Annotated in this window: 18 protein-coding genes; 5 read left to right on the top strand and 13 right to left on the bottom strand. The window is 71.0% G+C overall.

What is annotated here, in order from left to right; translation table 11 throughout:
- Positions 1-253: 253 nt before the first annotated feature.
- Entirely contained in the window at positions 254-484 is a 231-nt protein-coding gene (locus tag ACWCQ1_RS41010) for a DUF7455 domain-containing protein (protein WP_030945102.1), read from the top strand.
- Positions 485-590: 106 nt separating this feature from the next.
- Here the strand turns inward: ACWCQ1_RS41010 and ACWCQ1_RS41015 are convergent, their stop codons facing one another.
- From ACWCQ1_RS41015 to ACWCQ1_RS41045, 7 genes are all read right to left on the bottom strand, one after another.
- A complete protein-coding gene (locus ACWCQ1_RS41015; RefSeq protein ID WP_133046151.1) occupies positions 591-1454 on the bottom strand; it encodes a S1 family peptidase in 864 nt (287 codons plus the stop codon).
- Between the two features lie 135 nt (positions 1455-1589).
- Positions 1590-3128 (bottom strand): RNA polymerase sigma factor, encoded by a 1539-nt coding sequence (locus ACWCQ1_RS41020; RefSeq protein ID WP_133046152.1) that lies wholly within the window; start codon positions 3126-3128, stop codon positions 1590-1592.
- A gap of 420 nt (positions 3129-3548) precedes the next feature.
- Positions 3549-4436, bottom strand: a complete 888-nt coding sequence (locus ACWCQ1_RS41025; protein ID WP_133046153.1) for a FadR/GntR family transcriptional regulator — start codon at positions 4434-4436, stop codon at positions 3549-3551.
- A gap of 161 nt (positions 4437-4597) precedes the next feature.
- A complete protein-coding gene (locus ACWCQ1_RS41030) occupies positions 4598-6781 on the bottom strand; it encodes an ABC transporter ATP-binding protein (RefSeq protein ID WP_451028736.1) in 2184 nt (727 codons plus the stop codon).
- A gap of 136 nt (positions 6782-6917) precedes the next feature.
- On the bottom strand, positions 6918-7676 hold the full coding sequence (locus ACWCQ1_RS41035; RefSeq protein ID WP_451028737.1) for an NUDIX hydrolase: 759 nt from the start codon (positions 7674-7676) through the stop codon (positions 6918-6920).
- A gap of 175 nt (positions 7677-7851) precedes the next feature.
- Positions 7852-9771, bottom strand: a complete 1920-nt coding sequence (locus ACWCQ1_RS41040) for a glycogen debranching N-terminal domain-containing protein (protein ID WP_358604868.1) — start codon at positions 9769-9771, stop codon at positions 7852-7854.
- A 942-nt stretch (positions 9772-10713) separates the two neighbouring features.
- Entirely contained in the window at positions 10714-12282 is a 1569-nt protein-coding gene (locus ACWCQ1_RS41045; RefSeq protein WP_451028738.1) for a DUF4192 domain-containing protein, read from the bottom strand.
- Positions 12283-12428: 146 nt separating this feature from the next.
- On the opposite strand from ACWCQ1_RS41045, the gene ACWCQ1_RS41050 reads away from it, so the two are divergent.
- On the top strand, positions 12429-14594 hold the full coding sequence (locus tag ACWCQ1_RS41050; protein WP_451028739.1) for a RecQ family ATP-dependent DNA helicase: 2166 nt from the start codon (positions 12429-12431) through the stop codon (positions 14592-14594).
- Positions 14595-14926: 332 nt separating this feature from the next.
- Positions 14927-15562, top strand: coding sequence for a hypothetical protein (locus ACWCQ1_RS41055; protein ID WP_358604877.1), 636 nt, complete (start codon positions 14927-14929; stop codon positions 15560-15562).
- 429 nt (positions 15563-15991) lie between these two features.
- Here ACWCQ1_RS41055 and ACWCQ1_RS41060 read toward each other — a convergent pair whose 3' ends face one another.
- The 3 genes from ACWCQ1_RS41060 to ACWCQ1_RS41070 all read right to left on the bottom strand — a co-directional run bounded on the left by ACWCQ1_RS41060 (position 15992) and on the right by ACWCQ1_RS41070 (position 18109).
- Complete coding sequence (locus tag ACWCQ1_RS41060) at positions 15992-16633, bottom strand: hypothetical protein (protein WP_133046159.1); 642 nt, start codon at positions 16631-16633, stop codon at positions 15992-15994.
- A 68-nt stretch (positions 16634-16701) separates the two neighbouring features.
- Positions 16702-17403, bottom strand: a complete 702-nt coding sequence (locus tag ACWCQ1_RS41065) for a ribonuclease HII (protein WP_358604881.1) — start codon at positions 17401-17403, stop codon at positions 16702-16704.
- An 82-nt stretch (positions 17404-17485) separates the two neighbouring features.
- A complete protein-coding gene (locus ACWCQ1_RS41070) occupies positions 17486-18109 on the bottom strand; it encodes a TetR/AcrR family transcriptional regulator (RefSeq protein ID WP_133046161.1) in 624 nt (207 codons plus the stop codon).
- A 186-nt stretch (positions 18110-18295) separates the two neighbouring features.
- Between ACWCQ1_RS41070 and ACWCQ1_RS41075 the strand changes: the two genes are divergently transcribed.
- Positions 18296-19843: an MFS transporter gene (locus tag ACWCQ1_RS41075; RefSeq protein ID WP_451028740.1), complete on the top strand. Its 1548-nt coding sequence runs from the start codon at positions 18296-18298 to the stop codon at positions 19841-19843.
- A 264-nt stretch (positions 19844-20107) separates the two neighbouring features.
- Here the strand turns inward: ACWCQ1_RS41075 and ACWCQ1_RS41080 are convergent, their stop codons facing one another.
- The 3 genes from ACWCQ1_RS41080 to ACWCQ1_RS41090 form a co-directional block, all read right to left on the bottom strand.
- Positions 20108-21010, bottom strand: a complete 903-nt coding sequence (locus ACWCQ1_RS41080; RefSeq protein ID WP_358604887.1) for an ADP-ribosylglycohydrolase family protein — start codon at positions 21008-21010, stop codon at positions 20108-20110.
- Between the two features lie 12 nt (positions 21011-21022).
- Entirely contained in the window at positions 21023-21682 is a 660-nt protein-coding gene (locus ACWCQ1_RS41085; protein ID WP_133046164.1) for a histidine phosphatase family protein, read from the bottom strand.
- 130 nt (positions 21683-21812) lie between these two features.
- The gene (locus ACWCQ1_RS41090) at positions 21813-22418 is read right to left on the bottom strand and encodes a YdbC family protein (protein ID WP_133046165.1); all 606 of its coding nucleotides are present in this window, start codon (positions 22416-22418) and stop codon (positions 21813-21815) included.
- Positions 22419-22578: 160 nt separating this feature from the next.
- On the opposite strand from ACWCQ1_RS41090, the gene ACWCQ1_RS41095 reads away from it, so the two are divergent.
- On the top strand, positions 22579-23112 hold the full coding sequence (locus ACWCQ1_RS41095; protein WP_451028741.1) for a TerD family protein: 534 nt from the start codon (positions 22579-22581) through the stop codon (positions 23110-23112).
- Positions 23113-23115 lie beyond the last annotated feature (3 nt).

Raw genomic sequence — 23115 nt, forward strand, 5'->3', positions numbered from 1 at the left:
GAGGCATGAACCATTTAGGCTCCGGGCACGTCCTCATGAACAACCGGCAAGCCAGCCGGGAGGACCTGACATCGAACGACAGCGCGAAACCGTACGACACACAGACACGCAATACGGCACATTCGCCGCCAACCGGCAACAGACAGCCGGACTCGAAAGATTTTTTCGAGAAGAAGCCCCGGGCGGGAACGTTTTAGGGCTGGTTGGATGTTGACCCTGGTACGACAGCTCGTCGAGCTAGAGAAGAGGCGACGTGACTACTGTTCTGACCCCCGCGAGCCCGCTGACGGCCGCCGATCGCTGCGACCGCTGCGGTGCGCAGGCATACGTTCGCGTTGTCCTGCTCAGCGGCGGAGAACTGCTCTTCTGCGCCCACCACGGGCGCAAGTTCGAGCCGGAACTCAAGAAGATCGCCGCTGAGATACAGGACGAGACGGAGCGGCTGACCTCCGTTCCCGCGTCCGCGTCCGAAGAAGAGCGCTGACACTTCGCGTCAACGACGAGCCAGCTCCGGCACAGGCCGGCATACGGGCGGCGCGGCCCCTGCTTCCAGGGGTCGCGCCGCCCGCTCGTCTCATCGGCAGACGCCGTCAGGTGCCGCCCACAGCCCTCTCAGGCCCCCGTGAGTCCCGTCCCGGACTCAGGGCCCTGACAACTTCTGACACGCGCGTGTAGACGCCGGGACTGCCCGCGCGACCGCAGCCGCTCCCCCACGACACGAGCCCGATCAGCTTCCCCTGGGCGACGAGAGGCCCGCCGCTGTCCCCCTGGCAGGCGTCGCGGCCGCCCCCCGTCTCCCCGGCACACACCATGCTGTCGGCCGCGTAGGTGCCGTCGACGCTCCCCGGGTACGCCCTCTCGCACTGGGCGTCGGGCAGTACGCGTACGCGTGCGGCGCGCAGTGTGCGCGCGTAGTCGCCGCCGCCCGTCAGATCGCCCCACCCGTAGACGGTGGCGCTCGTGCCGGGTGCATAAGCCGGATCACCGGCCGCGGCCATCGCGAGGGTCGCGTCCTGCGGCAGCGGCTCGGCCAGGGTGAGGACGGCGAAGTCACCGGCGTTGGTCTCGGCGTCATAGGCCGGGTTCACCCAGACCTCACGCACCCGGATCTCCGAGCCGTGGTCCGAGAGCAGGTCCGTGCGGCCCGTGATGACCTTCAGATCGCGCATCCGGTCCGGGGGCGCCCCCAGGACGTTCTCGCCCATGCAGTGGGCCGCGGTGAGCACGGTCGTACGGCCGATGGCCACCCCGCCGCAGAACTGCCCCGCCCGCGTACCCCCGAACCGGTCACGGCTGGACAGAGCCACCGTCCAGGGGCTCTGGGAGATGTCCACCGGGAAACCGCCCACGACGACGTCGGCGGGCGCGGGGGCGGCGGACAGCAGCGGTATGACGGTCGCCGCGGCCGCGAGAACGAGCGGCCGGGCCAGTGACCGGATGAAGGGACGACGCATGCGCGCTCCTCACACTGGGATGACGATCGGAAACCCAGAGTGATCCAGCGCGCCACGCCCCGCACCCGCGCGACAGCACGACAAGGCCCGGCCCCCCGAGGGGGAACCGGGCCTTGGGTGTCGTAGGACCGCGATCTAGTCCAGGTAGTCGCGCAGTACCTGGGAACGCGAGGGGTGACGCAGCTTCGACATCGTCTTGGACTCGATCTGACGGATGCGCTCGCGCGTGACGCCGTACACCTTGCCGATCTCGTCGAGGGTCTTCGGCTGACCGTCGGTGAGACCGAAGCGCATGGAGACGACGCCCGCCTCGCGCTCGGACAGCGTGTCCAGAACGGAGTGCAGCTGCTCCTGCAGGAGCGTGAAGCTGACCGCGTCGGCCGGGACGACGGCCTCGGAGTCCTCGATGAGGTCACCGAACTCGCTGTCGCCGTCCTCGCCCAGGGGGGTGTGCAAGGAGATGGGCTCGCGGCCGTACTTCTGGACCTCGATGACCTTCTCCGGGGTCATGTCGAGTTCCTTGGCCAGCTCCTCCGGGGTGGGCTCGCGGCCCAGGTCCTGGAGCATCTGGCGCTGCACGCGCGCGAGCTTGTTGATGACCTCGACCATGTGCACCGGGATACGGATGGTGCGCGCCTGGTCGGCCATGGCGCGGGTGATCGCCTGACGGATCCACCAGGTGGCGTACGTGGAGAACTTGTAGCCCTTGGTGTAGTCGAACTTCTCGACCGCGCGGATCAGACCGAGGTTGCCCTCCTGGATGAGGTCCAGGAAGAGCATGCCGCGGCCGGTGTAGCGCTTGGCCAGCGAGACCACCAGACGGAGGTTGGCCTCCAGGAGGTGGTTCTTGGCGCGACGGCCGTCCTCGGCGATGATCTCCAGCTCGCGCTTGAGCTTGGGCGCGAGCTTGTCCGCGTTGGCCAGCTTGTCCTCGGCGAACAGGCCCGCCTCGATGCGCTTGGCCAGCTCGACCTCCTGCTCGGCGTTGAGCAGGGGGACCTTGCCGATCTGCTTGAGGTAGTCCTTGACCGGGTCGGCGGTGGCGCCCGCCGCGGCGACCTGCTGGGCCGGCGCGTCGTCCTCGTCCTCGTCGGAGAGCACGAAACCCGCGCTCTCGGCGCCCTCGGGCTCGTCGCCGGCCTTGGGGGTCTCCTCGAGCACCTCTTCCTCGAGGACCTCGGCGTCGTCCTTCTTGGCGGTGGTCTTCTTGACCGCCGTCTTCTTGGCGACGGTCTTCTTCGCGGCCGGCGTCGCCTTCTTGGCGGCCGGCTTCTTCGCGGCAGCGGCCTTCGGCTCGTCGTCCTCGACCGGCGGCGTATCGACAGCGGGCGCCGCCGGGGTGGCGGTGGCGGTGGCCTTCTTCGTGGTCACCGTCTTCGCCGCGACCGTCTTGGTGGCGGTGCGCTTGGCCGGACTCTTCGCTGCGACGCTCTTTCGGGTGCGCTTGGGCTCCGCGGCACTGACCATCAGCGTCACACCCTCTTCCTCGAGGATCTGGTTGAGGCTGCGCAGTACGTTCTTCCACTGAGTGGCCGGAATCTGGTCAGCTTCGAAGGCCCGACGCACATCGTCGCCGGCGATCTGCCCCTCAGCCTTTCCCCGCTCGATAAGAGCCATGACAGAGACGGACTCGGCGATCTCCGGCGGGAGCGTACGGGATGTGCTGGCCGACACGAACAACCTCTCGGAACGTTGGAAAACGGCTTCCGGCCCCGTCCGGGACGGACAGGAGCCGACCACCGGCCTTGGGGATCGGGCCGACGGCGCGGGCGGGGGCCGGGAAGATGCACAGCGCCGTGAACGGCGTCCGTATTCCCTCCTCGGCAGTCACCTCTTAGGTCATCGCAGTGTTCCCGCAAGCGTTACGCCCAATCCGCGTGGCCCGAGTCACACCCCGTAAGCATTCAAAAACGGTCAGACGCGGGCATACGAGATCACACATGGCTCAGACCAAGGCACCTCGGCGCCACGAGTCCCTCGCGCCGTCGGACCCCGCATGATCCCGGAGAGGATGCGGGGTCCGACGGAAGCGGTCGGCCGGGCGACGCCCCAGGAGGGGGAGGCGCACCCGTCCGCGCCACTCGTGGTGCGGGGTCAGTGCTCGCGCGGCGCCGGCACCACACGCTCCACCTCGGGGTGGACGGTGAGCAGTTGGCGCATGGCCGCCTCGGCCGCCGCGCCGTCGCCGGCCGCCAGGGCGTCGGCGATCCTGGCGTGGTGCGCCAGCGACGTCTCGTTGGGCCGGTCGCAGCCCGTGACGGGGCTGCCGGAGACCTGGAGCGCGGCCGACACGATCCCGGAGAGGTGCTCCAGCATGCGGTTTCCCGCGACCTGGATGAGCAGGGAGTGGAACTCTGCGTCGGCGCGGGAGAAGGTGAGCGCGTCACCCTGCCCCATGGCGTGGCCCATGATCTCGACCATGTCGGCGAGGCGCTGCTGGACGTCCTCGCGCCCGTGCCCGGCGGCGAGGCGGGCGGCGAGCGGCTCGATGGTCCAGCGCAGTTCGCTGAGCTCTCGCCGCTGGTCGTCGCGCTGCGGTCCGAAGGCCCGCCACTCGATGATGTCGGGGTCCAGGAGATTCCAGTCGCTGACCGGACGCACGCGCGTGCCGACGTTCGGACGGGCGCTGACCAGGCCCTTGGCCTCCAGGACGCGGAGCGACTCACGGACGACGGTGCGGGAGACCTCGAAGCGCTGGCCGATCTCCTCGGGCACCAGCGGGCGGTCCGCGCCCAGGTCACCGGAGACGATCATCTGTCCGAGCTGCTGGACGAGTTGGCCGTGCAGCCCGCGTCCGCGGCTGCCCGTGGCGCGCCGGCCCACGCGGCCCAGCTCCGGGTCGGCGCTCTCCCAGGCGGGGACTCCGACGCGGTCGGCGACGTGCGCCTCGGCGTACGGGTAGCGGTCGAGTTCGCCCGGGCCGACGAGGCCGGAGTCTGCGGAGCGGGCGGCGGTCATCATGGTGTGCGCAAGGGTACTCACGGATCCTTTGTCGGCGCTGTCCTCAACTCCCTTGAGGTCTTTGGTGAAAAGCACACGAAAGGGTGATCGCTCACCCCGTCGCAATTGACGCCTTATCGGAAAGATATGGGCGTTCCGCGGGGAGTTGCGCACAGGGTGGGACGAAAGTGTGCGGACGGACGTCACCGGACCCTGCTGCGCAGGGTCGTGAGCACATACGCGCAGAGCAGCGCGGTCAGCGACAACGTCATCGCCCCACCCACGGGTTGGGCGATCACCCGCGCGACAGCGGACAGATAGCGCTCTCCCCCGAAGGGCCACTGCAGCAGAAGTGTCTCGCGCAACCGCAGCGGAAAACCGGCCGCGGTCCGCACGGACGATCCCGCCAAGGCCTTTTGTACGAGGGGCACGACGACGACCGGTACGGCGAGCACGGCCGCGAGTCCCGCGGTGGTGGACCGGAACACACCGGCCGCCAGCACTCCTGCCCACGCACACCCGACGACGAGCCCGGTCCAACTCGCTCCGAGTGCCGGCCAGTCGCCGGGAACTTCCGTGAGCTCCCGTCCGTAGACGACGTAGAGCACCTCGGCGTCGCAGCCGACCGTGAGGATGGCCAGGGTCAGCGCGGTGGCCGTGGCGACGAGGAGCTTCGCGACGAGCAGCCCCAGCCGGCGGGGCACGGTGCCCCGGTCCGCCGCCAGCGCGGGGTGCCGGAACTCGTCGCCGAAGGCCAGCGCGCCGAGCAGCCCCGCCCCGAGCGCGGCGGGCGGCAACGGCAGCTCCCACGGCCACGCGGCCAGCAGCCACGCCTGCGGTGTGTGCCCGATCCTCGCGGTGAGTACGGCGGTGAGGGCCGACGCGAGCAGTACGGCCCCGGCGACCAGGAACCCCGTGCCGATCCCGGCGGCACGGCGGATCTCGTAGCGCAGGGGGCGGAGGGGGCTGGGGGCTGGGCGGACGGAGATGGGGGGCGGGAGGGGGGAGAGGGGGTCGGCGGAGCGAGCTTCGGCGGGGCGAGAATTTTGCGCGGGCACAGGCGCGGCCGATTCCGGACGGGGGCGCACGGGGAGCGCAGTGGGGGCGTGCACGACGGCTTCGGAGAGCCGGTCGGAGCCTGCCCAGTGCATGACGTCCGGCGCCCAAGGATCCTGAACAGCGTCGGCATCACGATCCCTGGCCGCCGCACGCGAGCCGTCCCGCGTCTGGGGAGCTTGGCTGACGTCGGCATATCGGTCCCCACCTGCCAGAGTCGAGTCGTCCCGCGCCGCAGGAACTTGGCCGGCATCGGCCTGCCCGTTCCCGCCCGCCGCACTCGCGTCGTCGCGCCGCTGAAGAACCTGACCAACCTCCGCATGCCGGTCCTGGCCCGTCGCATGCGGCTCGTCGCGCGTCTGAACGATCTGACCGGCATCGGGCTGACCGACCTTCGCCTCGCCGAGCCGCGGTGCCTCAGCCGTCGACCCGGTGCGGGGAACGTCTCCGGCTCCCGGACCCATGTCACCCACCTCGTCGGCGAGTTGGTGGACGAGAATGCCGTGGCGGAAGGCGGCCTCGCCGATGTCGGCGCAGGTACTGCCGTACACGGACAGGCGGTTGCCGCCCTCGCGAACGACCTCGACCGAGCGCTGGGCTGCGCGGGCCTCCTTCGCAAGGAGAGCGGCCAGGCGCGCGGCGTAGGGGCTGCGGACGGCGACGCGGGGGCGCAACCGGGTCCGGGCGAACTCGGCGGCATCCTGGTCGGCGACGAGTCTGCCCTGCTCCAGGGTGACGACCCGGTCGGCGTTGCGGGCGGCCTCCTTGGGGTCGGCCACGGTGAGCAGGACCGTGCCGCCCTGCGTGGCGTGCGCGCGCAGCATGCTGTGCAGCCAACGGGTCTCACGCACGGAGAGGCCGTCGGCGGGGTCGTCGAGGACCAGCGTGTGGGGGTCGGGGAGCAGGGCACAGGCGAGGCCGAGCCGGCGGTCCATGCCACGCGAGAGGGTGCCGAGGCGTTCGTCGCGCAGGCTGACGAGGCCGACCACTTCGAGTACCTCGTCGGCCCGGCGGACGGGGACTCCGGCGGCGGCGCACAGCATGCGCAGATGACCGCGGACCGTGCGCGCCGGGTGTCCCGGCACGTCTCCGAGAAGCACGCCGACCTCGCGTGAGGGGTGGGCGATGCGGTGCAGGGGACGGCCCCTGAAGTAGGTGATGCCACGGCCCTGTTGGAGTTCGAGCATGAGTCTGAGTGCCGTGGTCTTGCCCGCTCCCGCTGCGCCGAGCAGCGCGGTGACGTGGCCCGCTCGCGCGTCGAAGGAGACGTCGTCGACGGCTGGCGGGAGGTCCTTGCGGGGGTTGCTGGTCAGTCCGAAGGCCTGGATCACTCGTAGCAAGATAGCGTGCTATGTCCGTTTTTTCGGGCAGCACAGGGCCAGTTCGCGGCCCGTCGCCCCACATTTCCGGAACCTTGCTCGCCGTCAGCTCCCGGACCCGGTTCCACGCGCTCCGAGAAGCGTGCCGTCACACTTCGGGGCGCAGCATCGGGGGGTTGAGCAGAGTGGCGCCACCGGCACGGAAGAGCTGTGCCGGGCGGCCGCCCTGGCGCGTGGTCGTGCCGCCGGTGGGCACGAGGAATCCCGGGGTGCCCGTCACCTTTCGATGGAAGTTGCGTGGATCGAGCGCCACACCCCACACCGCCTCGTAGACCCGGCGGAGCTCGCCGACCGTGAACTCGGTGGGGCAGAACGCCGTGGCGAGGGACGAGTACTCGATCTTGGAGCGGGCGCGCTCCACGCCGTCGGAGAGGATCTGGGCGTGGTCGAAGGCGAGCGGCGCCACCGGTTCGCCGTCCCGGCCGTAACCGCCCTGCTGCAGCAGCTCGTCGACCGATGCCCAGCGTGCGTTGCTGGCGTCGCCGCCCGCTCGGGGGGCCGGCAGGTCGGGGGCGAGGGCGAGGTGGGCGACGCTGACGACCCGCATCCGGGGGTCCCGCTTGGGGTCGCCGTAGGTCGCGAGCTGTTCGAGGTGCGCGCCGTTGTCCTGGGCGGGGACGGACGGGTCATGGGCGCGCAGTCCGGTCTCCTCCGCCAGCTCGCGCGCCGCCGCCTGCGCCAGGTCCTCGTCGGCCCGTACGAACCCACCGGGAAGCGCCCAACGGCCCTGGAAGGGCGGTTCGCCCCTGCGTACCGCCAGCGCGCACAGGGCATGGCGGCGCACGGTCAGCACGACCAGGTCCACGGTGACGGCGAAGGGCGGAAAGGCTGACGGGTCGTAGGGCATGCGGCGATCATAGTCGTCTGCCTGACGATAAACACTCCATTCGTCGGCCGCCTCGATGGTTGATCGACTTCGGTCACTTCGGTGCGGTATGAGCCGGACGGAAGCGGGGGGTGACGGACGCCAAGCACGCGCACCGTCTCCTCCCTGGTGTCGTTTTGTGGTGCGTCGTGCGAGGTCACACCCCCAGCGAGAGCCCTTCGGCCGCCTCCTCGACCATGGCCAGTCCGAGCCGGCTGACCCGTACGGAGAAGGGGGCGCCGGCCACCCGCAGGCCGGTCAGGACGATCTCGCCCAGGGGCGCGCTGCGCAGGGGGCGGAGCGTGACCGAGCGGGCGGGGGCATCGGGGCGGATCCCGGCGAGCGTGGTCAGCAGGAGCACGCCGGCGGCCGCGGCCGTGGCGGCCGGCCGACAGGCCGCCGGGTGCGGGAGCGGGGCGCTCGCCTCGGTGCGCTGCTCCCCCGCGTACATCTCGGGCAGCCGGTGGCCGAAGGCCTCGGCCGCCGCGAGAACGCCACGCAACAGCGAACACGCCTCCTTCTCGTAGCCCACGGCGGCGAGGCCCGCTACGGCCACGGCCGTTTCGTGCACCCGCACGGCCCCGCTCCGGTGCCCGAACGGGTTGTGTCCCGGCTCCTTCGTGCCCAGACTCCTCAGCCCCCAGCCGGAGTCCATGGCCGGGCCGCCGAGCAGCCTGGCGAGTTGTTCCGTCCGCACCTTGTCGAGCAGGCCCGGTGCCTGTTCGCCCCCGCCGAGCAGGCCGGTGTCGAGCAGATGGACGGCGGCCGCGCCCAGGTACGGCACCGGCCTGCCGTCCGGGAGTCGCGCGGCCGCTGGCCGGCCTCCGCCGCGATCGTCGATCCAGAACTCCTCCCGGAACGCCGTCCGCAGCGCCCGCGCCCTCTGCCGCAGCTCCTCCCCGCCAGGCCGACCGCAGACGTCGAGCAGATCGGCACCGAGCAGTGCCGCCCGGTGCGCGTGGGCCTGTGTCTCGCAGCGGGCCAGGCCGCCTGGTTCCGGGTCGTTCAGATAGGTACCGTCGCCGATGGTCGTCCGCAGCCAGGTCAGACAGCGTTCGGCCGGGGGCAGCAGTTCTTCCGTCTCCTGTTCTGGGAGCCCCCAGCGGCGGGCCTCCGCGAGGAGCACCGGGTAGAGCAGCGTGGCCTCCGTGGCCGTGCAGCCCGGTGGCAGATGGGGGCCCGCGTCCCGTCGTGGTCCCGGGATCAGGCCGGACTGCCGCCCTGGGTCGGTGAGTTGGGTGCGGGCCAGGGTACGCAGCGTGCCCGCGGTGAGCCGGGTGCCGAGCGCCAGCGTCATCCTTGCCGCGGCGAGCGCTTCGGCGGGGGCCGACCCACAGCGCCAGGGAGCGCCGGCCGCGAGGTGGGTGTCGGAAGGGCGGGCGGGGTCGCGCAGCAGCAGAGCCTGGAGGTCCTCGACGCTCGTCCGCAGGAGCGGCTGGAGCCTGGGATCGTCGCCCGACGCCCGCGCGACGGCGAAGGGGTCGGCCGCGGTACGGCCAACGGCCCGGACGCCCCCCACTCTGTCGGGCCGTACCTTCAGTTCCACGCTGGTGCTGCCGCCAGGAGGCAGATCCAACTCCCAGCGCAGCAGCCCAGCCGAGGCCAGCGCGTCCGCGGGCGGTGGATCCGCCGTGACGGACGAGTTGGCGCCGGCGCTGGACCAGCGCAGCCCCGAGTCGTGGACGGTGGCGGGGAGTTCGGGCCCCGCTCTGCCGGATGCGATCGCGCCCAGGTCCGCCAGGTCCGTCCCCAGGGACACCTCGACCGGGAGGCGCAGGGCGCGTGGGGCCGCGTTGTGCAGCGTGATCCGCTCCGTGCCGTCCGCGTGGCGGACGCGTTCCACCACGAGGTCCGGGTCCGGACCGGAGTGCGGGGAGACGTGCACGGCGCCCACGAAGCGGGCCCGGTCGGCCGCCGTCATCCGGGCCTGCAACGCCAGCGGTTCTCGCCCGGCCACGCGGACCTGGCAGCGGGAGAGCAGGCGTCTGCCCGCGCAGTAGAACCCGTCCAGCCCCTGACCGGTCATCTGTCCCTGTTCCGAGGAGATGGCAAGGCCGGGGAGGGCGACACAGATCATGACGGTATGGGTTGGCGGTAACTCGGCAGATCGGCGAGGCGTCGGGCCCGGGGTGCCGCGGGGCGGCGGGGCGGGTCCTCCTGGCGGGAAGGTGGGCGCGGGGCGGGGCTGGGCGACCGGCTCGGGCGTGGTCCGTCCCTCGCCGGGTGTCTGATGCCGGTCGGGTGTCCTGCCGGTCGCCCAGGGCTGGTGCAACGGTCGTGAGGTGTTCGTCGCCGGATCCGCAGGCCTGCCGCTGCTTCGACCGCGCGGGACCGTTCCTTCGGCGGACCCGCCCCGACCCAGCGACGGGGCCGCAACGGTTGGCGTAGGCGGACAAGGCCCTTGTCCGGGGGAACCAGCCCGGAGTATCTCTAGGCCGCTCGCCGCGGGCGAAAGCTCTTTCGTGACCGCAGTCGAAGGCCCTTCCCGGCTCGGGATGACGGGCACTCTCTCCTCCTGATCGACGGGCACGGACAGGGACACGTCGATCCCTGGGTGCGAAGAAGTACGCGGTGTGGCGCCGGCTGCCTCTTGTTCGACGCGGTCCGCGAGAACCGCGGGCGCCGGCGGATCGGCTCCCTGCCGGGAGGGCGGCTCCCATCGGCCACTGGCGGAACAGTCGGCGGAAGGCTTGGCGGGCTCGGAGGTCTCGGAGAGCGAGGTCGGCTGATGCATGCGGTGGCTTCTTCTGCGCTCGGTGCACCTCGGGCGTGTGCGGCGCCGGGTGGGGGGATCCGGACGGACGTGTGGGCGACGGTGGCTCGGCCCGTGCCGGCGCTCCGCCACTCAGGTGAACGCGGCGGGACTCCTCCGGGTCACGCCCACGATCGGCCACGCCGGCCGAATGACGGTGAGTGCTCGACCGCTCCCGGCCACCGGTCGTGGTCGGCGCTCCACAACTGCCGGGCGACCCACCGTCATCATCCCGACGGCAGTCCCCTAAGCCCTCCCCGCCGTTGCTCACACCTCCCCCTCGGTACCGTCGCCTCCCAATCGGGCGCTGCCGGGGCGGTCGTCACGGTGGCGCATGGACTGTTTCCCGGAGCGGCTCGGACGCGTGCCGCCCTTTCGCGCGGCGCCCGGACGCGTCCCCTCGGCCGTCGACGTCCGGGAGCGCGGGACGCCCACGGTGCTCTTCGCACCGTCCGCCGCCCGTCCCACACGGGTACGTCCGCCGACCGTGGCGCCTGGACGGGAGCGGCGTCGCGATCGCCCGATCTCCTCCGGCGCCGGGCCGGGCTCAGCGGCCTCCACCGCCGTGGACACAACGGCGGCCTGCTCACCTGCGCCCTGCCGCACCGCCCCCCGGACGCGATCCCGGCGTTCCGCGCGCAGGCAACGCCGGATCGACTCCGGGTCCAGGTTCTCGTTGCAGGCCTGGTGCAGCAGGCGGGCGAAGAGATAGTCCGGATCCGCGCCGAGTGCCATGGCGAGGGCCTCCCGGGCCTCGAGGTCGTCCCCGGACGACCAGGCGACCCAACCCGCCAGGGTCAGCGGTGCCGCGGCGTGCTCTCCGTAGGGTCCGACGCAGCGGCGGGCGAGAGCCCTCCAGAGGCGCAGTGCGGGAGCGGCGTCGTCGCCCTCCATCCACTCGGCCGCCCGGTCTCGGGTAGCGCGGTCCTGCAGGCCGAGGATCAGCGTCGCGGCCTCGTCGTACCCGAGGAGCTGGTCGTCGCGGACGTCCGCCGCGAGGGCGCCGGTCGCCGGCGCGGCCTCGGCCAGGCGACGCATGATCTGTTCTGCGAGCTCGAGGGTCTCCGCGGCCACGTCCGCACGGTTGGCGTCGTCGAGGATCCGCGGGACCACGGCCATGCTCGCGGTGTCCAGGGCGATCTCCTGCTCCAGAGCGGCCGCTGTCTCCCACGGCTGCAACCTGGCCCTCAGCTCGCGCAGGGTACCGCGCACCTGAAGGCCGGCGTAGGTGGCCGCGGCGGCCAGGACGGAGGTGCCGGGCAGCCCCATCGGCAGGCCGTCGGCGGGACAGCAGACCTCGTTGCTGCAGCAGTACGACCAGAAGCGGCCGTCCGAGACGCACAGCGCCTCGATCACCGGTACGTCCAGCTGACCGCACTCGATGCGGAGCTTCTGGGCAAGCGGGCGCAGTCGCTCCATGACCTGGCGGCCGGACTCGCCCTGCGCGGGTTCCTGACAGAGGTAGGCGACCATCTGTTCGGGCCGGGCTCCTCGGCGCTCGCTCCCGGTGACCAGGCCATGGGCCAGTTGCCGCGCGACGGACGGCCAGTCGTCCGGGTTCGCAGGAATGCCGAGCCGGGCCCGGCCGCCGAACCGGCCCTGGCCGTCCCTGTCGTGCAGGGCGACGAGGACGATGCTGTCCTCGGGGCGGTAGCCGAGCAGATACGGCATGGCGTCGGCCAGTTCGGCCGGGGTGCGGAGCGTGACCTGGTGCTCGGGGCCGTGGCTGTCGTATGCGGTCGGGCCGGCCTGCCCGGCGGTCCTTCCGTTTTCGGCGCTGCCGTCTTTCGCGCCGCCGTTTTCGGGGGATCCAGTGCTTTCGCTGTGATTCGTCATGCGCAGACGATCTCGCGGATCACGAAGTTCCGCTTTGCCCTGTGGATAACCCTGAACAGGGACACCTCAACGCCGATCATCGCCCCCGGCAACGTGCCACACCGCCCTGGTCCGGATTGTCAGTGGCGTCCTGTTGGATGGAACGCATGGAGCACACGAGCAACGCGGAACTGCGGGCGGCCGCCGACGCGGTCCTCGCCCGACTCGTCGGGGACACCACCGGCGCGGCCCGGCTGCGTGAGGACCAGTGGCGGGCGATCGAGGCGCTGGTCGCCGACAGACGCCGGGCGCTGGTCGTGCAGCGCACGGGGTGGGGCAAGTCCGCGGTGTACTTCGTGGCGACCTCGCTGCTGCGTGCGATGGGCAGCGGACCGACGGTGATCGTCTCCCCGCTGCTCGCGCTCATGCGCAACCAGGTCGAGGCCGCGGCTCGGGCCAGAATCCATGCACGGACCATCAACTCCTCGAACACAGAGGAGTGGGAGACGGTTCAGGACGAGATCGCGGCGGGCGAGGTCGACGTGCTGCTGGTCAGCCCGGAGCGGCTCAACAACCCGGACTTCCGGGACCAGGTGCTGCCCAAGCTCGCCGCCGCGACCGGGCTGCTCGTGGTCGACGAGGCGCACTGCATCTCCGACTGGGGCCATGACTTCCGCCCCGACTACCGACGGCTGCGCACCATGCTGGGCGACCTCCCCCCGGGGGTTCCCGTACTGGCGACCACAGCGACCGCCAACGCCCGGGTGACCGCCGATGTCGCGGAGCAGCTCGGCACCGGGGGCACGTCGGACGCCCTGGTACTGCGCGGTCCGCTGGACCGGGAGAGCCTGACCCTGGGGGTTCTGCGGCTGCCGGACGCCGCGCACCGGATGGCCTGGCTCGCCGATCATCTGGGCGAGCTGCCGGGTTCCGGGATCATCTACACGCTCACGGTGGCCGCCGCCGAGGAGGTCACCGCCTTTCTCCGGCATCGCGGGCACTCCGTCGCCTCGTACACCGGCAAGACGGAGAACGCCGACCGGCTGCAGGCCGAGGACGACCTCCTCGCCAACCGGGTGAAGGCCCTGGTCGCCACCTCCGCGCTCGGCATGGGCTTCGACAAGCCGGATCTCGGCTTCGTGGTGCACCTCGGCTCGCCCTCCTCCCCCATCGCGTACTACCAGCAGGTGGGCCGCGCCGGACGCGGCGTCGAGCACGCCGAGGTGCTGTTGCTCCCGGGCAAGGAGGACGAGGCGATCTGGGAGTACTTCGCGTCGCTGGCCTTCCCCTCGGAGGACCTGGTGCGGCGCACGCTGGACGTCCTCGCGCGCGCGGACAGGCCGCTCTCCCTGCCCGCCCTGGAACCCCTGGTGGAGCTGCGCCGCTCCCGCCTGGAGAGCATGCTCAAGGTGCTCGACGTCGACGGTGCGGTCAAGCGGGTCAAGGGCGGCTGGATCGCGACCGGCCGCCCCTGGACGTACGACGCCGACCGCTACGCGTGGGTCGCCCGTCAGCGTGCGGCCGAGCAGCAGGCGATGCGCGACTACGCGGCTACGGCGGACTGCCGGATGGAGTTCCTGCAACGCCAGTTGGACGACGAGGGCGCCAAGCCCTGCGGCCGCTGCGACAACTGCGCGGGAGCACGGTTCACGGCCGGCACCTCGACGGCCGCCCTGGACGCGGCGCGGGACGATCTGGGCCGGGCGGGCGTGGAGGTGGAGCCGCGTCGCATGTGGCCGACCGGGCTGCCGGCGATCGGCGTCGACCTCAAGGGGCGTATTCCGGCCGGTGAACAGGCCTTCGTCGGAAGGGCGTTGGGCCGTCTGTCGGACATCGGCTGGGGCAACCGGCTGCGCCCGATGTTCGCTCCCGAGGCTCCGGACGGCCCCGTGCCGGACGACGTGGCGAAGGCTGTCGTGGGCGTGCTCGCCGACTGGGCCAGGGGCCCCGGCGGCTGGGCCCCGGGAGTGGCGGACGCGCAGCCGCGTCCGGTCGGTGTGGTCACCGTCCCCTCTCGCAGCCGGCCCCAGCTGATCGGTTCGCTGGCCGCCCGCATCTCGGAGGTCGGCAGACTGCCGCTGCTGGGTTCGGTGGAGTACACGCAGGACGCGACCCGTCTTCCCCGCAGCAACAGCGCGCAGCGTCTGAAGGCACTCGACGGCGCGCTGACCGTGCCGCCGGCTCTGGCCTCCGCCCTCGTCGGGGCCGCCGGCCCGGTGCTGCTGGTCGACGACTTCACCGAGACCGGCTGGACCCTGGCGATCGCGGCCCGCCTGCTCCTCCGCGCCGGTGCGGAGGGGGTGCTGCCGCTGGTTCTGGCCGTCCAGGGCTGACCGCCGTCAGCTGCGACCGTGCACAACAAGCCTGGTCTGCTCCGCCCATCGGCACCCCCTATGGACGGCCTATGCCCCAACGGTGTACGAACGCGAGGTGAACGGTCACCTCATGCGTCGCAACACCGCCCACTGGGTAGGGATATAAACCGTAGACCGTCTGATACCGGTCAGTGGCCCCAATTGCTCGTTGCCGCATCCAAGTTCGACAGCAAGAATTGAACTCCGCTCCCCGCACGGCTCACCCGTGGTCCGGTAGGGCTCTGCTGCGGTGCGCGCTCCCCCGAATCCGACCTCGCCCGCAGTATGGGCACGTAGCCGAAGGGAGGACCGTGACCTTCGGATTCGCTCCGTCCTCTGCGGCATCCACGTCGACGTCTGCCGACCTGTCCGCCGCATCCGTCAACCCCCTTGTCCGCATGCTCGAACCGGCGGAGTGGGCCGCTGCGGGAATCCCGCTGCTGCGCAATCCCCGCGAGGTCGTCAGCGGTCTGCACTCCCGGCACCGCCCCAAACCCTCGACCGCGATCGTGGCCGTGCTCGATCCGGACGAACGGCTACGGGCGAGCGCCTCGTTCGTCCGCCGCCCGGCCCCCGCCGACGGCTGGATGTTCCGCAACACCCTGCTCGCCCAGTTGCGCCGGGTCATCCCGCACGACCTCCGTCTCCGCACCCCGGTGCGCACCGCGGTGCTGCTCTACTGCCGTGAGGGCGACTCCCGTTGGACGGAGGAGGACGGCGCGTGGATGTGGGGCCTGCGTGACGCGTGCACGCTGCACGGGCTGCGCTGCGGGGCGTACATCACGCTGACCCGGGACGGCTGGCAGGTGCTCGGAGAGGGGCGCGGCGGTCGCCGTCCGAGCGCGGACTCCACGCCGGAACCTTTCGGCATGTCCGAGGCGCCGCTTCCGCTGCCCCGCACCGGCGGTGCCGCCTCTGAGGTCCTGCGCCGCGCCGCCGCCCGCTGATCGCATCGCCGGGCCGCGCGGCCCGGACGGCACGCCTTCTGTCGTACGCCTGCTCGGCGTGCATGATCATGGCCGCGTAGATACGTCGGGCGCGCCCGGCCGCGCTCCGTACGATCGATCGGCGGCCCACCCGGCCGGCCCGCGACGACTCAACCAGCCGCGCCAGGGCGGAACTCGGCCGGTCCGTCCGTTACAGGCGCACTCGACCGAGCAACACGATCGGTTGGCTTTGCGCATGCCTGAGTGACCGCACCCCCATGTCCGTGCGCGACCGACTCGACCGCGCGGCGGCGGCCGCGAAGGCGGACGGAGACACCCGCTCGGCGTCCCTCGCTGAGGTCGTGCGCGCACGCGGAAGCGTCCGCCGTGCTGATGCCACCGCAACGGCGCCCCGGCCGCCTGGGTGTCCCCCCGGAGGTACCGGGGGGATCAGACGCCCGCGCCCAGTACCGAGTTGATCTGCTGCGGGTCGCCGCAGACGATCAGCAGGGCGCCGGCCCGGGCATGGGCCAGCGGAAGGGCGGTGGCGGCGACAGCGGCGGGACCACCGTTGACGGCGACCACGACCACGGGACGCGAGGTCGCGCGCGAGGCGACCGATGCGTCGGCGTAGAAGACGTCGTCGCCCGCGTCGTGCTGCGACCAGTAGGAGGCTTCACCGAAGGACAGTTCGTGGGCGGCCCACGGGTGCTGCTCGCCGGTGGTGATGACGAGTACGTCGCCAGGAGCGCGCCCCGACTCCAGCAGCAGGTCCACGGCCTCTTCGGCGGCGTCGAGCGCGCCGTCGACCGAGGCGGGGATCAGCTGGATCTGCGGGGCCGCCGAAGCGGCGACGGGGGACGCGGAAGCGGCCGGACCCGAAGGTCCGGGCTTGGCCGCGGCAGTGTCGTGCGACGCACGTTGCACCGGCGGAGTGGGCCGGTGCGGACCGGGACGACCGGGCCGCGGCGGGGCCGCGGGACGGGGACCGGGTACGGGACGAGGGGTCGGCGCGGTGCGGCCACTGGCCGGAGTGACGCGGGGACCCTGGGCACTCTCGTGAATCTGAGGCTCCTCGGGAATGAGAGGCATGGGCTGATATTTATCAAACGCTGGTACGGCAGGCGTCGGCGGGTGGCACCTGAGGGCGAGCGGAATCGTCAGAAATCGAAGCCGAGCTGCCCCTCGATCTCCGGAACGCTTCCGTCCGCCCAGCTGCGGGCCTTCTTGAGGTGACGCCACTGGGGCAGCGCATCAAGATACGCCCACGACAACCGGTGGTACGGGGTGGGACCCCGCACCTCCAGTGCGGCCTTGTGCACGGGCGACGGATACCCGGCATTGTCCGCAAAACCGAAGTCTGCATGGTCGATACCCAGTTCGGCCATCATTTTGTCGCGCTGAACCTTGGCGATCACCGAAGCCGCCGCGACCGCCACACACGAACGGTCGCCCTTGATGACCGTACGGACCCTCCACGGGGTCCCCAGGTAGTCGTGCTTCCCGTCCAGGATCACCGCGTCCGGCCGGACCGGAAGGGTCTCCAGGGCCCGTACGGCAGCCAGTCGCAGGGCGGCCGTCATGCCCAGGTCGTCGATCTCCTCTGGGGAGGCGTGCCCCAGTGAGTACGAAGTCACCCACTTCTCCAACTCCTGGGCGAGCGCGGTGCGCCGCCTGACGGTGAGCAGTTTGGAGTCGGTGAGGCCTTCGGGGGGCCGGCGCAGTCCGGTGACCGCCGCGCAGACGGTGACGGGGCCGGCCCACGCGCCGCGCCCCACCTCGTCGACACCGGCAATGATCTTCGCCCCGGTCGTGGCGCGGAGTGAGCGCTCGACGGTGTGAGTAGGTGGTTCGTACGGCATGGCGCCCTTAGCGTACGCCCCGCGGATCACCCGGCGACACCCCGCCTTGCCAAAGTCATGTCAGGAGCGACGGCCCCTGCCGTCAGGCGCCGTTGGGGCGCAGCAGCGGAACCATCAACCGGTCGATCATCTCCTCGATGTCACGGTCCGGCCATTCGCTTCCGCGCATCTTGTTGCGGTACATCATCATGGCCGGGATGGCATCGAAGACATAGCTGTTCGCCGCGTCGGGCCGCACCTCGTTCCGCTCTATTCCCCGCTCGATGACCTCATGGAGCAGTTTGACCGTGGGCTCCACGATCCCGTTGAAGATCACACTGTGGAAGCGCTCGGCCTGCATCGGATCGCACTCGTGAATGACAGAGCGGACGGCGGAACCGGGGCGCGAGAACATCGCGTCGCGCGCGTTGCGGCACAGGGCGAGCAGGTCCTCGCGCACACTGCCGAGGTCGGGCACCTCTTCGAACCGGGGCAGTCCGGCCTGCAGCGCGTCGGCGACGAGGTCCTCCTTGGAGGGCCAGCGCCGGTACACCGCGGCCTTTCCGGTCTGGGCGCCTGCGGCGACACCCTCCATGGTGAGGCCGTTCCAGCCGACCGTACTGAGCTGGTCCAGGGCGGAATCGAGGATGGCGCGTTCGAGTACGGCGCCGCGCCGACGGAGGGAGGCCGCCTGAGCGGGGGCGGCCGTCCAGCGCGAGGTAACCATCTGAGTGTCTCCAGCGAGCATGGGGAGCAGGGGTTTCGGGGGTGGAGTGGAACCGCGCGGCAACGACGGGGGACTCGCCGCGCGACGCCAATTTAAGTGAACGCTTGCGTTCACTATCGGGGACTCACTACGGTTGACGCGGCAGTGAACGCGAGCGTTCACTAACGTATTCGTGGGGGATCCATAGTGACAACCTCTCAATTGATCAAGGACCAGAAGCCAGGTGCGGCGCGCCGGGACGGGCATCCCGGTATCGCGCTCGCGGTCATCGCGGCCTGCCAACTCATGGTGGTACTCGACGCGACGATTGTGAACATCGCGCTCCCGCACATTCAAGACGCGCTGCAGTTCAGCACCACGGACCTCACCTGGGTGGTCAGCGCCTACACACTCACCTTCGGCGGCCTGCTGCTCCTGGGCGGCCGGGCCGGCGACATCCTCGGCCGTCGCCGGGTCTTCATGACCGGCATCCTGCTCTTCACCTTCGCCTCGCTGCTCGGCGGACTCGCCCAGGAGCCCTGGCAACTGCTGGCCGCCCGTGTCCTGCAGGGCATGGGTGGCGCGATCGCGTCGCCCACCTCGCTGGCACTGATCACCACGACGTTCCCGGAGGGGCCCGAGCGCAACCGGGCCTTCGGGGTCTTCGCCGCGGTCTCCGCGGGCGGTGGTGCGATCGGCCTGCTCGCGGGCGGCATGCTCACCGAGTGGCTCGACTGGCGTTGGGTGCTCTTCGTGAACGTGCCCATCGGCGTGGTGATCGCCCTGCTCGCGCCGCTCTACATCAACGAGTCCGAGCGCCACACCGGACGCTTCGACATCGCCGGTGCCCTGACCTCGACGGCCGGCATGGCGTCCCTCGTCTATGGCTTCATCCGCGCGGCGGACGACGGCTGGCGGGACAGCCTGACCATCGGCTCCTTCGCGGCCGCCGTGATCCTCCTGGTGTCCTTCGCCCTCGTCGAGTCCCGGGCCAAGGAACCGATCACCCCGCTGCGGATGTTCGCCGACCGCAACCGCTCCGGCACATACGTGATCATGCTCAGCCTGGCCGCGGCAATGTTCGGCATGTTCTTCTACATCGTTCTCTTCGTGCAGAACGTGCTGGGGTACAGCCCCATCCAGGCCGGCCTCGCCTTCCTGCCGGTGACGGTCGTGATCGCGATCGGCGCGGGGCTGTCGCAGCGCTTCCTTCCGGTGCTCGGCCCGAAGCCGTTCATGCTCACGGGTTCGGCCCTCGCGGTGACCGGGCTTGCCTGGCAGACGCTGATCAGCTCCGACAGCTCGTACGCGGGCGGAGTGCTCGGTCCCATGCTGGTGTTCGGTTTCGGCATGGGCCTCAACTTCGTGACGCTCACGGTGACCGCGGTCTCCGGCGTCGCCCAGCACGAGGCGGGCGCGGCCTCCGGACTGCTGAACGCCATGCAGCAGGTGGGCGGTTCGCTCGGCCTGTCCATCCTGACCACGGTGTTCGGCTCGGCGAGCAGGGACGAGGCGCGCAAGCAACTGCCGAAGTTCCTCGCCGACGGTTCGGCGGAGCAGAAGGCTGAGTTCGCCAAGACGCATCAGCTGCCCGGCACTTGGGGCCACGAGGTGCTCGCCCACGGCATCTCGATGGGCTTCGTGGCGGCTGCGGCCATGGCCGTACTCGCTCTCGGCACCGCCTGGTTGGTGATCCGGGTCCGCAAGAGCGACCTGGAGGCGCTCGCCGGGACGGCGACCTCGGGAGCGGCCTGAGCGGCCACCCGCACAGAGCCGCGGATGGCCGGGGCGGGTCCAGGGGACCGACGGCGAGGACGCCGTCCCGGCCATCCGCACACCGCGCGCAGCGCACCAGAACGCCAACCGCATGACCACCCCCCACTCCCCTGCCCAGCTGCGTCCCGCCCGAGGTGGGACCGTCATCTGGGACAACGGACGAGCGGTTACGCAGAGTTCCCTACGAACACGAAGAGTTTCTACCGGACCTTGCGGATCCGTGGCTGCCCCCTCAGGCGGGCGTCACGTCACGTGGGGCACCCAGTCCGGCAGGGCCTCCGTCCGATCCGCCCACGCGGCCGGCGGCACACCCGCCTTCCCGGCGGCGATCACACCGCCCACGATGGCGCAGGTGGTGTCAACGTCCCCGCCGACCTGGGCCGTGGCCCAGAACGCCCGCTCGAAGTCACCGAGCGCCCGCGCCGCCGACCACACGGCGAAGGGCACGGTGTCATGGGCCGACGTACGCCGTCCGCAGCCCAGCACGGCCGCCACGGTGCCCGGATCGTCGTAGTCGAGCATGTCCCGCGCCCGCCGCAGGCCCGCACCAACCGCGCTTTTGGGGACGAGCTCGATGACACGGTCGAGAAGGATCTCCGGGCTCGGAGGGCCACCGGGTGAGGCGGCCAGCGCGGCCGCCGCGGCCACGGCCATGGCACCCACGACGGCCTCACGGTGCTGATGGGTGGGGTACGCGGAGATCTCCGCCTGATGGGTCGCCTGCTCCGGGTCGTCCGCGTACCAGGCGCCCAGCGGGGCGATCCGCATCGCCGCCCCGTTGCCCCAGGACCCCTGCCCGTTGAAGAGCTCGGCCGCCAGCTCTCGCCAGTCGCCGCCCTCGCGGACCAGTCGGAGCAGGCGGTTGACGGCCGGACCGTATCCGCGGTCGAAGTCATGGTGCTCGGCGAAGGAGAGCGCCAGGGCGTCCTGGTGGATGCGGCCATGGGCGGCGAGGACGGCGACCACGGAACAGGCCATCTCCGTGTCGTCGGTCCACTGCCAGGATCCCGGCGGCAGCTCACGCCGCTGCAGCAGCGGATAGTTCGCCGGTACGAAGAACTGGGAGCCCAGCGCGTCCCCCACCGCCAGTCCGCGCAGGCTGGCCAGAGCGCGCTCCAGGCGCTCGTGAGAGGAGTCAGGGGTCATCGTTCCGCCACTCTATCCGGTGATCCCGTACGGCTCCGGATCTCGCCAGCGTTCGAAAGGACGGTCAAGCGTGTACTTGCCGTCGTCCCCGAGAACGAGCATCCGCATCTCCGCGTTCCCCGGATTGGCCAGCGACTCGAACTCCGCGACCGTCCAGTGGAACCAGCGCATGCAGAACAGCCGCATGGCCAGGCCATGGGTCACCAGAAGGACGTTCGGCGGGTGGTCGGGGGCCTCGAAGCTGCGGAACAGGCTCTCCAGGAAGCCGCCGACCCGGTCGTAGACGTCGGCGCCGGACTCGCCCTGGGCGAAGCGGTAGAAGAAGTGGCCGTACGCGTCCCTATAGGCCTTCTGCAGCCGGACATCGTCGCGGTCCTGCCAGTTCCCCCAGTCCTGCTCGCGCAGCCGGGGTTCCTCCCGGACCCGTATGAGGTCGGGGTCGAGATGGAAGGCACGCAGGGTCTCGTGCGTACGGCGGTACGGGGAGACATACACGCTCACGCGCTCGCGCGCGAACACCTCACGCAGCCGTTTCCCCGTCTCCTCCGCCTGCTGCCAGCCGCGGTCGGTCAGGGCGAGGGCGTGGTCGGGTTCACGCTCGTACACGGTGTCATCAACATTGCCCGTTGACTCTCCGTGCCGGACAAGGACGATGCGCCGTGGTCGTGCCATGCCAAGACCCTAGATCGAGTGACGGCCGATCGAGCACTCGTACCCACCCCATACGGCGTAGGTCACACAGTTTTCGCGTCACAGACCCCCCGAGCGCACGATTTGTGCGTCCATTTTTCAAACCCACACCTCAGACGATCCAGGTCGGCTCGAGTGCCACGATGTCTCCGGTGAGCGACGCGACGTCCGCCTCCGTCTGGGCCCGCAGCGCGAGCCGCTCCACCCGCTCGGTGCGGTACTTGCCGTGTTCGGCCGCCGAGCGCCACATCGACAGCACCAGGAACTCATGCCCAGGCGCCTCGCCGAACAGCCCCCGGATCATGCCCGGGGAGCCGGCCATGGCGGGGTTCCAGACCTTCTCCTGCATGAGGGTGAAGTGCTCCGCCCGTTCCTCGTGCACCCGGCACAGGGCGACACGCAGCAGATCGGCGTCCGTGAAACGCGGTTCGAAGCCGGTCTTCACGTCGAAGCGGTAGTCGAAGAGCCTCACCTGGGCGTCCTTGAACGTGCCGGACTGGGCCGCCGCCAGCCGGTCGTGCGAACGGGCCATGAAGGAGTCGTAGAAGGAACGGCTCTCCCAGAACGAGAAGATGTGCGCCACGCCCGGCCGCCCCCGGCTCCAGCCACCACCCTGTCCCCGAAACCCCGGCTCCCCCAGAAGCCCCGCCCACTTCCGCTGCCCCCGCTCGAACCCGCGGCGGTCCACCACGGTGCAGCGAATCCACTTGACCAGCACCGCGCCATGGTAAGGCCACGGAGCGTGGCGCCGGTCACGCTCCGGCGGACAGCTCCCGCGCACGCGTGCGCGCACACATGGCAGGATGGACAACTGGCCTTGTCCGCCCGGGAATTCGGGCCGCAAGGAGGACACGGGGAGACGGGGAAGGGGAGCTGTGGTGAACGGCGTCAACAAGGGGATCCGCAAGGTCGAGATCGCCCTCAAGTGGGATCCGAGTCCGGCGGGTCAGCCGCCCACCGATCTGGACATCGTCGCCGCCACCTACCCGGTGGGCGACGCGGACGGCGATCCGGCCTATGTGGTGCACTTCGACAGCCGCTCCCCCGACGGCACCATCTACCTCAACCGGGACAGCAAGGACGGCAAGGGTTTCGGCTGGGACGAGGTCATGACGCTGGAGCTGGACCGGCTCAGCGACCGGTACGCGCGCGTGGTCGTCGGCGTCGTCATCCAGCAGCGCGCGGCACACCGGACCTTCGTCAGCGTGATCAACCCGGGGTGGCGCATACGGGAGGGCTACACCGTGCTCGCCGAGGACGACTTCGGAGACGTCCTCGGGGCTACGGCGGCCACCGTCGGGGAGTTCGTGCGGGACGAGTCGGGCTCCTGGAACTTCCGTCCGGGCGTCCACGGTCACGAGGACGACCCCGCGACGTTCACCCGGACCATGGGCCGGATCGACCAGTCCTGACCT

The sequence above is a fragment of the Streptomyces sp. NPDC002144 genome (assembly GCF_053593695.1).

Excerpts from the sequence above, each read along its gene's own strand:
- ACWCQ1_RS41015 (WP_133046151.1), bottom strand. The coding sequence starts at position 1,454 with ATGCGTCGTCCCTTCATCCGGTCACTGGCCCGGCCGCTCGTTCTCGCG.
- ACWCQ1_RS41035 (WP_451028737.1), bottom strand. The coding sequence starts at position 7,676 with ATGCCCTACGACCCGTCAGCCTTTCCGCCCTTCGCCGTCACCGTGGAC.
- ACWCQ1_RS41040 (WP_358604868.1), bottom strand. The coding sequence starts at position 9,771 with ATGATCTGTGTCGCCCTCCCCGGCCTTGCCATCTCCTCGGAACAGGGA.
- ACWCQ1_RS41045 (WP_451028738.1), bottom strand. The coding sequence starts at position 12,282 with ATGACGAATCACAGCGAAAGCACTGGATCCCCCGAAAACGGCGGCGCG.
- ACWCQ1_RS41050 (WP_451028739.1), top strand. The coding sequence starts at position 12,429 with ATGGAGCACACGAGCAACGCGGAACTGCGGGCGGCCGCCGACGCGGTC.
- ACWCQ1_RS41060 (WP_133046159.1), bottom strand. The coding sequence starts at position 16,633 with ATGCCTCTCATTCCCGAGGAGCCTCAGATTCACGAGAGTGCCCAGGGT.
- ACWCQ1_RS41065 (WP_358604881.1), bottom strand. The coding sequence starts at position 17,403 with ATGCCGTACGAACCACCTACTCACACCGTCGAGCGCTCACTCCGCGCC.
- ACWCQ1_RS41070 (WP_133046161.1), bottom strand. The coding sequence starts at position 18,109 with ATGGTTACCTCGCGCTGGACGGCCGCCCCCGCTCAGGCGGCCTCCCTC.
- ACWCQ1_RS41080 (WP_358604887.1), bottom strand. The coding sequence starts at position 21,010 with ATGACCCCTGACTCCTCTCACGAGCGCCTGGAGCGCGCTCTGGCCAGC.
- ACWCQ1_RS41085 (WP_133046164.1), bottom strand. The coding sequence starts at position 21,682 with ATGGCACGACCACGGCGCATCGTCCTTGTCCGGCACGGAGAGTCAACG.